The sequence below is a fragment of the Kitasatospora sp. NBC_01287 genome, assembly GCF_026340565.1.
GTDB lineage: Bacteria > Actinomycetota > Actinomycetes > Streptomycetales > Streptomycetaceae > Kitasatospora.
Genome location: NZ_JAPEPB010000001.1, coordinates 1,977,819 through 1,991,102, shown reverse-complemented (window position 1 = coordinate 1,991,102; position 13,284 = coordinate 1,977,819). Strand labels below are relative to the sequence as shown.

The window sequence follows — 13,284 nt, the reverse complement described above, 5'->3', positions numbered from 1 at the left end:
CACTGACGTAGCGTCAGACCCCGGTGACGGGGTGGCCGTTGAGCAGCAACGGCCACCCCGTCACCGTTTTCCGGTTCCCGCTCGACCCTCTTCGTCGCCCGACCGGCGCTCGTAGAGCGTCAGCCCCACCGCACCGGCGGCCGCGGCCACGCCCAGCACCGCGAGCAGCCGGGCCGTGCCGGAGCTGTGCGTGGGAGTGAGAGCGGCGAGCAGCACCAGCGCGGAGGCCGCGGCGGCCGCGGCGACGGTGAGCCGGCCCGGGGGGCGGTGGAGCGGCTCACCGGCATCCGCGCGCAGCAGGTAGGCCAGCAGCAGCGCGGTGACCGCGACGGTCAGCCACGGGCGGTGCGGCGCGAACGCGGCGAGCAGTACGGCGGCCACGGCCAGCACGGTGTTGCGGTGCAGGGTCAGCTGGTGGTGCAGCCGGGCGCGCGGCCGCTCGGCGCGGTCCGGCACCGCGGGGGCGGCCCACCAGGCGAACCCGGCGCCGAGCACCGCGAGCACCGGGCCCAGGCCGACCGGCCGCCAGCCCACCGGATCGACCGCCGCGACGATCAGTGCCACGCCCAGCAGACGCGTCGACACCTCGCCCCGGCGCGGCCACCGGGCCCCTTCGGACCGCTCCGCCACCGGTAGCGGCGCCCGCGGGTTCTCCGTCTGCGCTGTCATTGTTGCCTCCCTCGGATCCGACCGCGCAGCAGCGGGGCGAGCGCCAGGTCCAGCGCCTCACCCGCGGTGTGGGCGACCACGGGGATGCCCCGGTTGCGCAGCGCGAAGCGCATCGCCTCCCGGTCGGCCCGCCACAGCCGCAGCGCGAACCGGCCGTGCTCGTCGTCGTCCTCGACCAGCGGGTCGCCGGTCGGGATCTCCACCACGACCAGTGGATTGCCCCGGTCCGCCAGGTCGCCCAGTACGTCCAGCGTCCGCTGGTCCGCCAGCGGCGTGAACGCGTAGACCAGCGCGCCGGGCGGCAGCGCGGCCGGCGGCAGGCGGTGCAGGTCGGGGGTGCGGTAGCCGAGGTCCTTGCGCACGTCGAGCACGCTCTGCACGATCCGGTAGAAGTGCTGCTCCCCGCTGCCGGCCCGCAGCCAGCGGGTGGTCCCGCCGATCGAGACCACGCCGATCCGGTCGTGCGTGCGCAGGTAGGCGCGGGTCAGCCCGGCCGCCGCCCGCAGCGACTCGTCCAGGGTGGAGACCCCGGTGGCCGGGTCGCGGAAGTCGGCCAGCGCGTCGAGCAGCAGGACGGTGTCGACCGCCCGCTCGGCGCTGAACTGGTTGACCTGGATGCTGCCGCGCCGGGTGGTGGAGGGCCAGTGGATCCGCCGCTGCCGCTCGCCCCAGACGTGCGGGCGCACCCCGTTGACCTCCACGCCCTCGCCGTGCTGGCGGGTGGTGTGCTCGCCGAGCCGCTCCGGCAGCCGCACCGGGATCGGGGTGAGGCGGGCACCGCCCGGCACCGGGAAGACCTCGATCTCGCCCAGCTCCACCCGGACCGTGCGCCGGGTCAGGTGGCCGGTGTCGTACACGTCGAGGTCGACGTGGCCGATCGACCAGCGGCCCCAGCGGGTCGCGGTCAGCTCCAACGTCACGGTGTCCAGGCTGATCCGCTCGGAGCTCAGCACCAGTCCCGGGCCGAGCGCCGCGACCGGGTCGAGCAGTCCGGTCGCGCCGTCGTGGCGCACCTCGATCCGGACGCTGATCCGCTCCTGCTCGAAGCAGCGCCGGGCCGTCACGCTCGCCTCGGTGCTGATCCGGGTGGGCCGGGTGCGGCCCGGCGCGACCAGTGCCAGCAGCACGGCCGGGCCGGCCGCCAGCGCGAAGAGCCAGGCCTGCCCGGTGAGCAGCGCGGTGACCGAGGCGGCGACGGCCACCGTGAGCAGCCGCAGGGTGCGCTCGCTCGCCCGCCAGCCGGGTGGCGGGGGCGGCTGGGTGCTCAGCCCGAGCCGGGGCGCCGACCGCTCCTGGTCGAGGGCCGGTGTCCCGAGGGCCGGTGCGCCGAGGGCCGGCGCGCTGACCGGGCCGCTCATGAGCGCGCGGCCGGGAGGTCCGCGACGGTCTCGGTGGCGTTGCCCGGAACGGTGGCGTTGCCCGGAACGGTCTGCGGGGTGGGCACCCGCGCCACCAACTGGGCCAGCACGTCGTCGGCCTCCACCTGGCGCACCCACAACTCCGGCTTCAGGGTGATCCGGTGGGCCAGCCCGGGCACCGCCACCGACTTGACGTCCTCCGGGGTGACGAAGTCGCGGCCGTCCAGCACCGCCCGGGCCCGGGCGAGTTGGACCAGCGCCAGCCCGCCGCGCGGCGAGGCGCCGACCTGGATCTGCGGGTCGGCGCGGGTCGCGCCGATCAGCGCGATGATGTACTCGACCAGATCGTCGGAGACCTCCACCTGCTCCAGCGCGGCCCGCATCGCCAGCACCCGCGCGGGGTCGCTCAGCGGCCGCAGCACCGCCTCGGGCGAGGCCCGGTCGATCCGGGCGCGCAGCATCCGGGACTCCAGCTCGCCGGTCAGGTAGCCCATCCGCACCCGCAGCAGGAAGCGGTCCAGCTGCGCCTCGGGCAGCGAGTAGGTGCCCTCGTACTCGATCGGGTTCGCGGTGGCGATCACCACGAACGGGTCGGCCAGCTTGTGCGTGGTGCCGTCGATCGAGACCTGCGACTCGGCCATCGCCTCCAGCAGCGCCGCCTGGGTCTTGGGCGGCGTGCGGTTGATCTCGTCGGCCAGCAGCAGGTTGGTGAAGAGCGGACCGGGGCGGAACACCATCTCGCCGCTGCGCTGGTCGTAGAAGGGCGCGCCGGAGACGTCGGAGGGCAGCAGGTCGGGGGTGAACTGGATGCGGCGGAACTCCAGGCCGAGCGTGGTGGCGAAGGAGCGGGCCAGCAGGGTCTTGCCGAGGCCGGGCAGGTCCTCGATCAGGATGTGGCCGCCGGCCAGCACCCCCAGCATCACCAGCTCCAGCGCCTCCGGCTTGCCGACCACGGCACGTTCGATCTCCGCCAGCACCTCACGGGCGAGCTTGCCGGCCTGCTGGGGCGTCAGGGTCTCGGTCGTCACGGGGGTCGTCACAGGGTCCTCACAGAATGGGATGGGATCGCGTTGGCAGGTGGCAGGGCCTGGGCACCGGGCGGGCGCGGCGGGGGTGGCGGTCGCATCAGAGCGTCTCCAACCGGTCGATCAGCAGGGTCAGCACCGCGGGTGACAGCACGTCCCCCGCGTCGGGGGCCTGCGGGTCGAGCCAGGGCCAGACCTCGGGTCCGACCAGTGCGGCGGCCCGCTCGGGCTCGGTGGCGAGTGAGACGCTGTGCTGCTCGGCGAGCCTGGCGGCGTACAGCCGGCGCAGCCGCGGGCGCAGCGGGTGCGGGGAGTCCTTCGGGTCCAGGCCGTTGCGCACGGTCCAGCGCCAGTCGGCCAGGCTCGGGTCCTGGGTGCCCATCAGCCGCACGCCGCGCCGGTAGGTGCTGCCCGCGCTGCCGGCGCCGGCCACGTACCGGGCGGTGATCAGGGCGGCCACGCCCAGCAGCAGCGTGGTGGCGGCCAGGCCCTGCAGGCCGCCCACCAGGGCGCCCAGCACCAGCGCGATCGGGACCAGTTGGCCGAGCACGGTGAGGGTGTGCCGGCTGGAGCCGATGATCGGGCCGCCCGGCTTGGTGGTGGGGTGCCCGTCGGCGTCCCGGTCGGGCTCCCGGGCGGCGGCCAGGGTGCGGGTGGCCCGGGAGACGGCGTGCTCCTGGCGGCTCTCGTGCAGGATGTTGTCGTAGCGCTCGCCGCGCGGGGCACGGGCCATCAGGGGGTCACCTTCGCGGACGCGGCCGGCGGAGCGGCCTGCTGCTGGGTCTCGGGTGCTGCCGTCGCCGCGGTCTCGGGGGTGGTCTCGGCGCCTGTCTCGGCGGCTGCTGCGTCGAGTTGGGCGTCGAGTTGGGTGGCGATGGTGTCCAGGGCGGTTCTGGCGTGGTGCAGGTGGGTGTGGTCCATGGGGTGTTGGGAGTAGCGGGCTTCGCGGAAGAGGTCGGTGAGGGTGGTGGCGGCGGGGCCGTGCAGGGTGCCGGTGGTGGTGGCTCGGTGGAGGAGGTCGGTGGGGCTGTCGGCGATCCGGCGTTCGATGCCGGAGGCGGCGAGGGAGTCCTCCATGGCCAGGTAGCAGGCGATGACGGCGGTGCGGGCGTCGTGGGCGTTGAGCAGGGCGCGGCGGGCGGAGGCGATGGCTCGGGCCAGTTCGCGTTCGTCGGTGCGTGTCCGTGTCGTGGCGCCGTGCGGCAGGCGGGGCTTCGGCAGCCGGCGCAGCAGCCGCCAGACCGCCACCACGGCGGCCAGTACGGCGAGCACCACGGCGATCTTGACGCCCAGGGCCAGGAGGCTCAGCAGGTTGTGGTGACGGGCGTTGCCCGGGTGGACCAGTGGCAGCGGCCGCGAGGAGACGATGTGCGGCGGAGTCGGCAGGATCAGCGAGCCGTCCGGCGTCGGCGTGTGGTTGGCGCCGCGGTAGACGAACAGCAGCACCGCCGGCAGGGCGATCGCCACCAGCGGCAGCAGCCGCAGGGCGGCCGTCCGCAGCCGATCGGCGCGCGGCGGCAGGTCGTAGAGGTCGCGGACCTGTCCCCGGTAGTAGCGCAGGGTCCGTTCGAGCAGCACCAGCCAGCCCAGGCCCAGCAGGAGCACCAGGCCGAACTCGTCGCTGAGCGGCGCGCCGCCGCCGCTCAGCAGGTTGCTGTCCGGGCGCAGTTCCAGTGCGGCGAAGGCCAGGCCGGCCACCGCGCCGAGGGCCAGGGCCCGGCGCAGTTTGGTGGTGCGGGCCGACTCGTCGGTGTCGGGCCGCTGGGGTCCGGGCTGGTCCGGCCGGCCGGGGCCGCCCTGTGGTGTCATCGGGTCGTTCTTCCTGTTCGGGCCTGACCGCTGTCCGGTGCCGGTCCGGCGGTGCCCTGTCGCTCGTCCTGGGCGGCTGCTGCGTCGAGTTGGGCGTCGAGTTGGGTGGCGATGGTGTCCAGGGCGGTTCTGGCGTGGTGCAGGTGGGTGTGGTCCATGGGGTGTTGGGAGTAGCGGGCTTCGCGGAAGAGGTCGGTGAGGGTGGTGGCGGCGGGGCCGTGCAGGGTGCCGGTGGTGGTGGCTCGGTGGAGGAGGTCGGTGGGGCTGTCGGCGATCCGGCGTTCGATGCCGGAGGCGGCGAGGGAGTCCTCCATGGCCAGGTAGCAGGCGATGACGGCGGTGCGGGCGTCGTGGGCGTTGAGCAGGGCGCGGCGGGCGGAGGCGATGGCTCGGGCCAGTTCGCGTTCGTCGGTGCGTGTCCGTGTCGTGGCGCCGTGCGGCAGGCGGGGCTTCGGCAGCCGGCGCAGCAGCCGCCACACCCGCACCGCGCCCACCGCCAGCAGCAGCGCCAGCAGGACGAGGGCGACCGGCTTCAGGAACCCCAGCGGGTCGGACCCGCCCTCCGCGAGGTGGGGCGGCAGCGGAGCGGTCGGGGCCTCTTCGGGCGGCGAGCTGTGCGTGGGGGTCCAGTGACGCAGCAGGAGCAGCAGTACCGGCAGCCCGACCGCCAGCACGGGCAGCAGCCGCAGGGCGGCGGCGCGCAGACGGTCGGCGCGCGCCGACAGGCGGTCGGCCCGACCGAGCTGTCCCCGGTAGCGGCGCAGGGTCCGTTCGAGCAGCACCAGCCAGCCCAGGGCCAGTAGGAGCAGCGGGAGGAAGGGCCGACTCAGTGGGCCGTCACCGCCGCTCAGCAGGCCGCTGTCCGGGCGCAGTTCCAGTGCGGCGAAGGCCAGGCCGGCCACCGCGCCGACGGCCAGGACCCGGCGCAACTGGGCGGCGCGGGCCGCTTCCTGGGCGCCGGGGCGGCCGGCTCCGGGAAGTGCCACCGGGCCGGGGTCACCCCCTGCGGTCATGCTCTCTCTCCCCCCGTCCGGGTCCGCCCGCTATCCGGTGGCGGCCCGATCGCTGTGCAGCTTGGCACAGTGGTCGAACTATTGTCAGCCCGGGGTGCTCGTAGGGCCGCGCGGGGGTCCTGGCGGCAGTTCGGGAGGGGTTTCCGGCGGCAGTCCGGGCGGACCGGCACCCGGGCCGGGGCCGCGGCACCCGAAGCCCCCGGAGGTGGTTGCCGGCCGTTCCGTCGGCCTGCGGATCCGCCCGCCGGACGGTGCGACCGCCCGATCGAGGGCTCGCCCGACGGCCCGCCCGACCGGCCACTCGGTGGGGCACCCGATGGGTCGGCCCGACGGCGGCCAGCAGGCCGAGCGCCGCGAGCGCCGCGAGGAGGCCGAGCAGCAGCAGCGACGGCACCGCCGCCGCCAGGTCCGCGGACGCGTCCGCGAGGCCGAGGCCGCCGGCCCGCGCGGTCGGTGCCCCCGGCCCCGCCGCGAGCAGCCCGGCCGGCATGGTCGACGCCGCGGTCGACGCCGCGCAGGTCACCGGCGGGTCAGCCGGCCCGGCCGGGCCGGGCGACCGGGTCGAACCGGCGCATCCGGTCCAGCACGGTGCCCGGGGTGGGCAGCGAGAGCTCGTCCACGATCCGTCCGTCGGCCAGGAAGAGCACCCGGTCCGCGTAGCTCGCCGCGACCGGGTCGTGGGTCACCATCACCACGGTCTGGCCCAGTTCGCGCACCGAGTTCTGCAGGAAGCCGAGGATCCCGGCACCGGAGCGGGAGTCGAGGTTGCCGGTCGGCTCGTCGGCGAAGACGATCGCGGGCCGCCCGGCCAGCGCCCTGGCGCAGGCCACCCGCTGCTGCTGGCCGCCGGAGAGCTGGGCCGGGCGGTGCGAGAGCCGGTCGGTGAGGCCCACCGTGGCCACCAGCCGCTCCAGCCACACCGGGTCGACCCTGCGCCCGGCGATGTCCTGCGGCAGCGTGATGTTCTCCAGCGCGGTGAGCGTCGGCAGCAGGTTGAACGCCTGGAAGACGAACCCCAGCCGGTCGCGGCGCAGTTGGGTCAGCTGCCGGTCGGAGAGGCTCGCCAGCTCGGTGTCGCCCAGCTTGACCGAGCCGGAGGTCACCTGGTCCAGGCCCGCCATGCAGTGCATCAGGGTCGACTTGCCGGAGCCGGAGGGGCCCATGATCGCCGTGAACTCCCCGGGTCGGAAGGCCACGCTCACCCGGTCCAGCGCCACCACCCGGTTCGCCCCCGAGCCGTAGACCTTGGACAGCCCGGTCGCGGTGGCGGCGGCGGTTCTGACGGGGGTGAGGGTGAGGGTCATGGCGGCGGGCTCCCGGGGACGGTCGGGCTTCAGGTGCTGTTTCCATCCTGGTGGCCGCCGGGGCGCTTGTTGTCGGCCCGGCGAACGGTTGCCCGAACCCCGGCCGGAGGGGCGGCGGGGGGCGGTCTCCTCCTTCAGGATGACCTGTCCCTGAAATCCCGGGCCGAGTGAAACCGATCGGCCCGCAGGACCCGTCCGAGTAGGCGGTCCTTGAACCCTGTGCGATCCGACCTCCGCGATCGGAGCCCTCCGGGCACGGTGACCGACGCCGACGCCGACGCCGACGCCGACGCCGACGCCGACGCGGGCACGGCGACCGACCCGCGCCGGGCGACCGGGCCTGCTCAGGCGATCGCCACCCCGCGCCCGGTCGCCAGACCCGCCAGCCCGCCGGGCACCGCCCGCACCGCCGCCTCGAACCGCCAGCCACCGCCCGGCGCGGCACGCCGGAACGCGCCCAGCTCCAGCGCGCTGTCCGCGATCCCGCTGGTGCCCCCGGCCCAGCGGTGCAGCTCCAGGGCCGAGTCGCGCTCGGCCACCACCAGCGCCAGCCCGTGCAGGTAGCCCAGCGGCAGCGCGGGACCGGGGTCCTCCTCGGTGGAGAGGGCGAGGACCACCTCCTCGACCTCCGGCGCCAGTCGGTGCAGCGCCAGGTCGAGCACCGCGCCGCGCAGCGCGCCCGGGGCACTCGTCCGCGCCGCGCCCAGCCGGACCGCTCCGCCGGGCTCGGCGGGATTGTTGAAGAAGACGAAGTGCTCGTCACTCAGCACCCGGCCGCCGGCGCAGAGGAAGGCGCAGACGTCCAGCTCCGCCGGATCACCGGCCACCGTCCGCGGCTGCCACTCGATCCGCACCCGTACTTCGCCCTGCCCGGAACCTTGCCCGGAACCCTTCTCCGGATCCTGCCCCGGACCTTGCCCCGGACCTTGCCCGCCCCCCGCGGGCCGGGCGGCCGGTGCCGCGGCCGGCGCGCCCAGCCGCCCGCGCAGCCCCTGCTCGGCCAGCAGCTCCACCAGTTCGGGCCCGTTCACCAGCGACAGCGGCTTGTTGCGGATGTAGTCGTAGGAGCCGCGCCCGAAGTGCGCCGTGGTCACCAGGATGCCCTTGATCGCCCCGTGGTGGCGCACCGTGCTGTCCAGGTCCCGCACGGCGGTGGGGGAGACGGTCGAGCGGTAGCGCTTGGCCTGGATGACGATCTTCCCGCCGGTCACCGGGTCGGGGTCGACCGCGACCACGTCGACGCCCTGGTCGCCGCTGCGCGCCGTCGTCTGCACCTGGTAGCCGCGGGCCCGGAAGAGCTGCGCGATCAGCTCCTCGAAGGCGATCGGGTCCATCGTGTAGAGGTCCGGATCCTCCTCGCCGCCCTGCCCGGTCACCCGGGCGCCCACCTCGTGCGGCAGCCGCTCGGCCCGCACCTCGGCCAGCCGCTCGGGCCGGGTGGAGACGCGGCCGCCCAGGCCCTCCAGGCACTCCACGGGCGCCACCCGGTCCAGTGCGATCGCCGCGAACGCGCTCCGCGCGGCCGTCACCGCCACCAGCACCCGCCCGCTCTCCCGCCCGGTCGCCGGATCCACGCCCTGCACCGTGCCGTTGAGCGCGACCGAGTCGAGCAGGCCGTTCGGGTCGGCCCGGAACAGCTCGTCCAGCACCCGCAGCGCGCTGAGCGCCAGCACCTCGCGGTAGATCCGCTTGCGCTCGGCGGCGGCCCGGGCGACCGGGACCTGCCGGTCGTCCGCCTTCACGTACCGCACCCGGCTGTGCTCGGGCACCACCTCGAACCCGGGCAGCTCCCGGTCGACCACCAGTTGACGGTCCGCCGCGTCCCAGGCGAGTGCCAGCCGGTGCGGAAACTCCGCGGGCCAGCCGGCGGAGCTGTGCAGCGCCGCGCCGAAGTACTCGCGCACCGCCTCGTCCTCGGCCCGGCCCAGCCGCTCGGCCAACTCCCTTGCCTGCGAGATCCGTTCGTCGTCCTGGCGGCGGTGCTGCGCGGCCCAGTCCTGGTAGCCGCGCCGGTACTCGGCCAGTTGGCGCAGCCGCTCCTGCTCGGCGGCCCGCGCCTGCTGCCAGTCGCGCTCGTACTGCGCCTGCGCCTGGGCCTGCTGTTCCTCGTACCGGCGCCGCTGCAGCAGCCCGGCCGGCGGCGGCACCTGGTAGCGACCCGGGTCCGGCATCGGCACCGGTACGCCGAGCCGGCCCGGGTTGAAGGGGGCCGGCGGCTCGGCGGGGGCCAGCAGCGGGGCCAGGCTGAACGCCGGCCGGCCCAGGCCCACCCGGAGCAGCCCCGCCAGCTCGGTCACCCGCTCGGTCAGGCCCGCGCTCAGCTCGGCGGCCTCGGCCTCCCGGCCCTGCTGGTAGGCCCGCAGCGCCGCCTGCTCCCCGCGCGCCGCCGCCCGCTGGGCCGCCCGCCGCTCCTGCTCCGCCTGCCGCTGTGCCGCCGCCTGGGCCCGCCGCTGCGCCTCCTGGCGCCGCTGCTCCTGCCGCTGCGCCTCGGCCCAGAGGGCCAGCACCCCGCCCGCTCGCCTTGCCACGTCCACCCCTTCACCTGCCGCTGTCCCGCGCGGGGACAACTTTAGTGAGCCGGGGTGACCGCCCGCTGCTCGCCCGGTCCGGCTGCCGCTCGCCGCTGCTCGCCCGGTCCGGCTGCCGCTCGCCGCGGTCCGCCCGGTCCGGCTACCGCCCGCCGCGCAGGAACTCCCGGTTCAGCGTGCCGATCGCATCCAGGCCGATCCCCTTGGGGCAGGCGGTCGCGCACTCGCCGGTGTTGGTGCAGCCACCGAAGCCCTCGGCGTCCATCGCGCCCACCATCGCCCGCACCCGGCCGCGCCGCTCCGGCGCGCCCTGCGGCAGCACGTTGAGGTGCACCACCTTGGCGGAGGTGAAGAGCATCGCCGAGCCGTTGGGGCAGGCCGCCACGCAGGCGCCGCAGCCGATGCACTCGGCGTGCTCGAAGGCCAGGTCGGCGGCCTCCTTGGGGACCGGGGTGGCGTGCGCCTCGGGGGCGCTGCCGGTGGGCGCGGTGATGTAGCCGCCGGAGCCGATGATCCGGTCGAAGGCCGAGCGGTCCACCACCAGGTCCTTGACCACCGGGAAGGCGGCCGAGCGCCACGGCTCGACGTCGATCACGTCGCCGTCGCTGAAGTGGCGCATGTGCAGCTGGCAGGTGGTGGTCCGCTCCGGGCCGTGCGCCCGGCCGTTGATCACCATGCCGCAGGCGCCGCAGATGCCCTCCCGGCAGTCGTGGTCGAAGGCCACCGGCTGCTCGCCGCGCAGGATCAGTTCCTCGTTGAGCGTGTCCAGCATCTCCAGGAAGGACATGTCCGGGCTGATGCCCGACACCTGATAGGTCGTCAGTTCGCCGGTGGCGTCCGGACCGGCCTGCCGCCAGATGCGCAGGGTGAGGTTCAACAGGTTCACGCGTAACTCCGCTGGGTGGGGTGGACCTCGGTGAAGGTGAGCTGCTCGCGGTGCAGGACCGGAGCGCCGCCGGTGAACTCCCAGGCGGCCACGTAGTCGAACTCCTCGTCCTTGCGGGCCGCTTCGCCGCCCGGAGTCTGGCTCTCGGTGCGGAAGTGGCCGCCGCAGGACTCGGTGCGGTGCAGCGCGTCCAGGCACATCAGCTCGGCCAGCTCGAAGTAGTCGACCAGCCGGTTGGCCTTCTCCAGCGTCTGGTTGAACTCCTCGCCGCTGCCCGGCACCGCCAGCCGCTGCCAGAACTCCTCGCGCAGCTCGGGGATCCTGGCCAGCGCCCGGCGCAGCCCCGCCTCGTCGCGGGCCATCCCGCACTCGTCCCAGAGCAGTTCGCCCAGCTCGCGGTGGAAGGACTCGGGCGTGCGGTCGCCGGCCACGGCCAGCAGCCGCTTCAGCCGGTCCGCCACCTCGGCGGTGACCGTGGTGATCTCGGGGTGGTCTGGCGGCACCGGCTCGGTCGGGGCCTGGGCCAGGTAGTCGGCCAGCGTGGCCGGCAGCACGAAGTAGCCGTCGGCCAGGCCCTGCATCAGCGCGCTGGCGCCCAGGCGGTTGGCGCCGTGGTCGGAGAAGTTGGCCTCGCCGATCGCGAACAGGCCCGGCACGGTGGTCTGCAGGTCGTAGTCGACCCAGAGCCCGCCCATCGTGTAGTGGATCGCGGGGTAGATCCGCATCGGCACCCGGTACGGGTCCTCCGCGGTGATCCGCTGGTACATCTCGAACAGGTTGCCGTACCTGGCCTCGACGGCCGCGCGGCCCAGCCGGGCGATCGCGTCCGCGAAGTCCAGGTAGACGCCCTGCCCGCCGGGACCGACCCCGCGGCCCTCGTCGCAGACGTTCTTCGCGGCCCGGGAGGCGATGTCGCGCGGCACCAGGTTGCCGAAGGCCGGGTAGATCCGCTCCAGGTAGTAGTCCCGCTCGTCCTCGGGGATCAGCTCCGGCGGGCGGCTGTCGCCGACGCTCTTGGGCACCCAGATCCGTCCGTCGTTGCGCAGCGACTCGCTCATCAGGGTCAGCTTGGACTGGTGGTCGCCCGAGCGCGGGATGCAGGTCGGGTGGATCTGCGTGAAGCACGGGTTCGCGAAGTACGCGCCGCGCCGGTGCGCGCGCCAGATCGCGGTCGCGTTGGAGTTCTTGGCGTTGGTCGAGAGGTGGAAGACGTTGCCGTACCCGCCGCTGGCCAGCACCACCGCGTCCGCCAGGTGCGTGCTGATCGCCCCGGTCACCAGGTCGCGGGCCACGATGCCGCGGGCCCGCCCGTCGATCACCAGCAGGTCCAGCATCTCGGTGCGGGCGTGCATCTCCACGTTCCCGGCCGCGATCTGCCGCGACAGCGCCTGGTAGGCGCCGAGCAGCAGCTGCTGCCCGGTCTGGCCGCGGGCGTAGAAGGTGCGCGAGACCTGGACGCCGCCGAACGAGCGGGTGTCCAGCAGCCCGCCGTACTCGCGGGCGAACGGCACCCCCTGCGCCACGCACTGGTCGATGATCTCCACCGAGACCTGGGCCAGCCGGTGGACGTTGGACTCCCGGGCCCGGAAGTCGCCGCCCTTGACGGTGTCGTAGAAGAGCCGGCGGACCGAGTCGCCGTCGTTGCGGTAGTTCTTGGCGGCGTTGATCCCGCCCTGGGCGGCGATCGAGTGCGCGCGCCGGGGCGAGTCCTGGAAGCAGAACTGGACCACGTGGTAGCCCGCCTCGGCCAGCGTGGCGCCGGCCGCCCCGCCCGCCAGGCCGGTGCCCACCACGATCACCTTCCGCCCGCGCCGGTTGGCCGGGTTGACCAGCTTCGCCTCGAAGCGGCGGCGGTCCCACCGCTCGGCGATCGGCCCGTCGGGAGCCTTGGTGTCGGCGAGAGGCTCGCCCACGGTGTGGTCGCCCACGGTGTGGTCGGCACGGTCGGCATAGGGCTGCGCGGTCATCGCACGACTCCCGTCATCACGGCGATCGGAACGGAGAGGAAGCCGGCGGTGAGCACCAGCGCCAGCAGGTTCGCGGTGAGCTTCAGCGCCTTGTCCCGGCGCGCGCTGTTCACGCCCAGGGTCTGCGCGGCGCTCCAGAAGCCGTGCCGCACGTGCAGGCCGAGCGCCAGCATCGCCACGCAGTAGATCCCGCCGTCGTACCAGGTGTGGAAGGCACCCACGATGTTCTGGTACGGGTGCCCGGGATCGGCCACCGGGTTCACCGTCAGCGTGGTCAGGTCGAGGATGTGCCAGACGATGAAGAGCGCCAGGATCACCCCGCCCCAGCGCATGGTCCGGGTGGCGTAGGTCTGCCGGGGCCGGGTGTGCCGGTAGCCGGTGGGCCGGGCGGCCAGGTCGCGGCGGCTCAGCTGGTAGGCGGCGACCCCGTGCACCACCACGGCGGCCACCAGGGCGACCCGGGCGATCCAGAGGAACCACGCGTGGCCCAGGAAGGGCTGGCCGATCGTGCGCAGCCAGGCGGCGTAGCCGTTCAGCTCGCCGGCACCGAAGAAGATCTTCAGGTTCCCGATCATGTGCAGGACCAGGTAGCCCAGCATCGCCAGGCCGCTGACCGCCATCGCGGCCTTCTTGCCGACCGTCGAACCCCAGAGCGCTGCGAGGGGTCCTGAGGCCGATGGTCGCCGCGCTGCCCCGCGCGGCCGTGTTCCCGTTGTCACTGCCAT

Annotated in this window: 11 protein-coding genes; all 11 read right to left on the bottom strand. The window is 74.7% G+C overall.

Annotation, left to right across the window (positions count from 1 at the left end; translation table 11 throughout):
• Window positions 1-60 precede the first annotated feature (60 nt).
• Window positions 61-669 carry a hypothetical protein gene (locus OG455_RS08265; RefSeq protein ID WP_266291674.1) on the bottom strand — a complete coding sequence of 203 codons (609 nt, stop codon included), beginning with the start codon at window positions 667-669 and terminating at the stop codon, window positions 61-63.
• Complete coding sequence (locus OG455_RS08260; protein ID WP_266291672.1) at window positions 666-2,027, bottom strand: DUF58 domain-containing protein; 1,362 nt, start codon at window positions 2,025-2,027, stop codon at window positions 666-668. The genes OG455_RS08265 and OG455_RS08260 overlap by 4 nt, the downstream gene beginning before the upstream one ends.
• Window positions 2,024-3,055 carry a MoxR family ATPase gene (locus tag OG455_RS08255; protein WP_266291670.1) on the bottom strand — a complete coding sequence of 344 codons (1,032 nt, stop codon included), beginning with the start codon at window positions 3,053-3,055 and terminating at the stop codon, window positions 2,024-2,026. The genes OG455_RS08260 and OG455_RS08255 overlap by 4 nt, the downstream gene beginning before the upstream one ends.
• A gap of 97 nt (window positions 3,056-3,152) precedes the next feature.
• Window positions 3,153-3,785, bottom strand: coding sequence for a hypothetical protein (locus OG455_RS08250; RefSeq protein WP_266291668.1), 633 nt, complete (start codon window positions 3,783-3,785; stop codon window positions 3,153-3,155).
• Entirely contained in the window at window positions 3,785-4,861 is a 1,077-nt protein-coding gene (locus tag OG455_RS08245; RefSeq protein WP_266291666.1) for a DUF4129 domain-containing protein, read from the bottom strand. The genes OG455_RS08250 and OG455_RS08245 overlap by 1 nt, the downstream gene beginning before the upstream one ends.
• Window positions 4,858-5,874: a DUF4129 domain-containing protein gene (locus OG455_RS08240; protein ID WP_266291664.1), complete on the bottom strand. Its 1,017-nt coding sequence runs from the start codon at window positions 5,872-5,874 to the stop codon at window positions 4,858-4,860. The genes OG455_RS08245 and OG455_RS08240 overlap by 4 nt, the downstream gene beginning before the upstream one ends.
• 530 nt (window positions 5,875-6,404) lie before the next feature.
• Entirely contained in the window at window positions 6,405-7,178 is a 774-nt protein-coding gene (locus tag OG455_RS08235; RefSeq protein ID WP_266291662.1) for an ABC transporter ATP-binding protein, read from the bottom strand.
• 344 nt (window positions 7,179-7,522) lie between these two features.
• Entirely contained in the window at window positions 7,523-9,706 is a 2,184-nt protein-coding gene (locus OG455_RS08230; protein WP_266291661.1) for a restriction endonuclease, read from the bottom strand.
• Between the two features lie 142 nt (window positions 9,707-9,848).
• Window positions 9,849-10,583: a succinate dehydrogenase/fumarate reductase iron-sulfur subunit gene (locus tag OG455_RS08225; RefSeq protein ID WP_266300698.1), complete on the bottom strand. Its 735-nt coding sequence runs from the start codon at window positions 10,581-10,583 to the stop codon at window positions 9,849-9,851.
• A 5-nt stretch (window positions 10,584-10,588) separates the two neighbouring features.
• Window positions 10,589-12,559 (bottom strand): fumarate reductase/succinate dehydrogenase flavoprotein subunit, encoded by a 1,971-nt coding sequence (locus tag OG455_RS08220; RefSeq protein ID WP_266291660.1) that lies wholly within the window; start codon window positions 12,557-12,559, stop codon window positions 10,589-10,591.
• Entirely contained in the window at window positions 12,556-13,284 is a 729-nt protein-coding gene (locus OG455_RS08215; RefSeq protein ID WP_266291658.1) for a succinate dehydrogenase cytochrome b subunit, read from the bottom strand. The genes OG455_RS08220 and OG455_RS08215 overlap by 4 nt, the downstream gene beginning before the upstream one ends.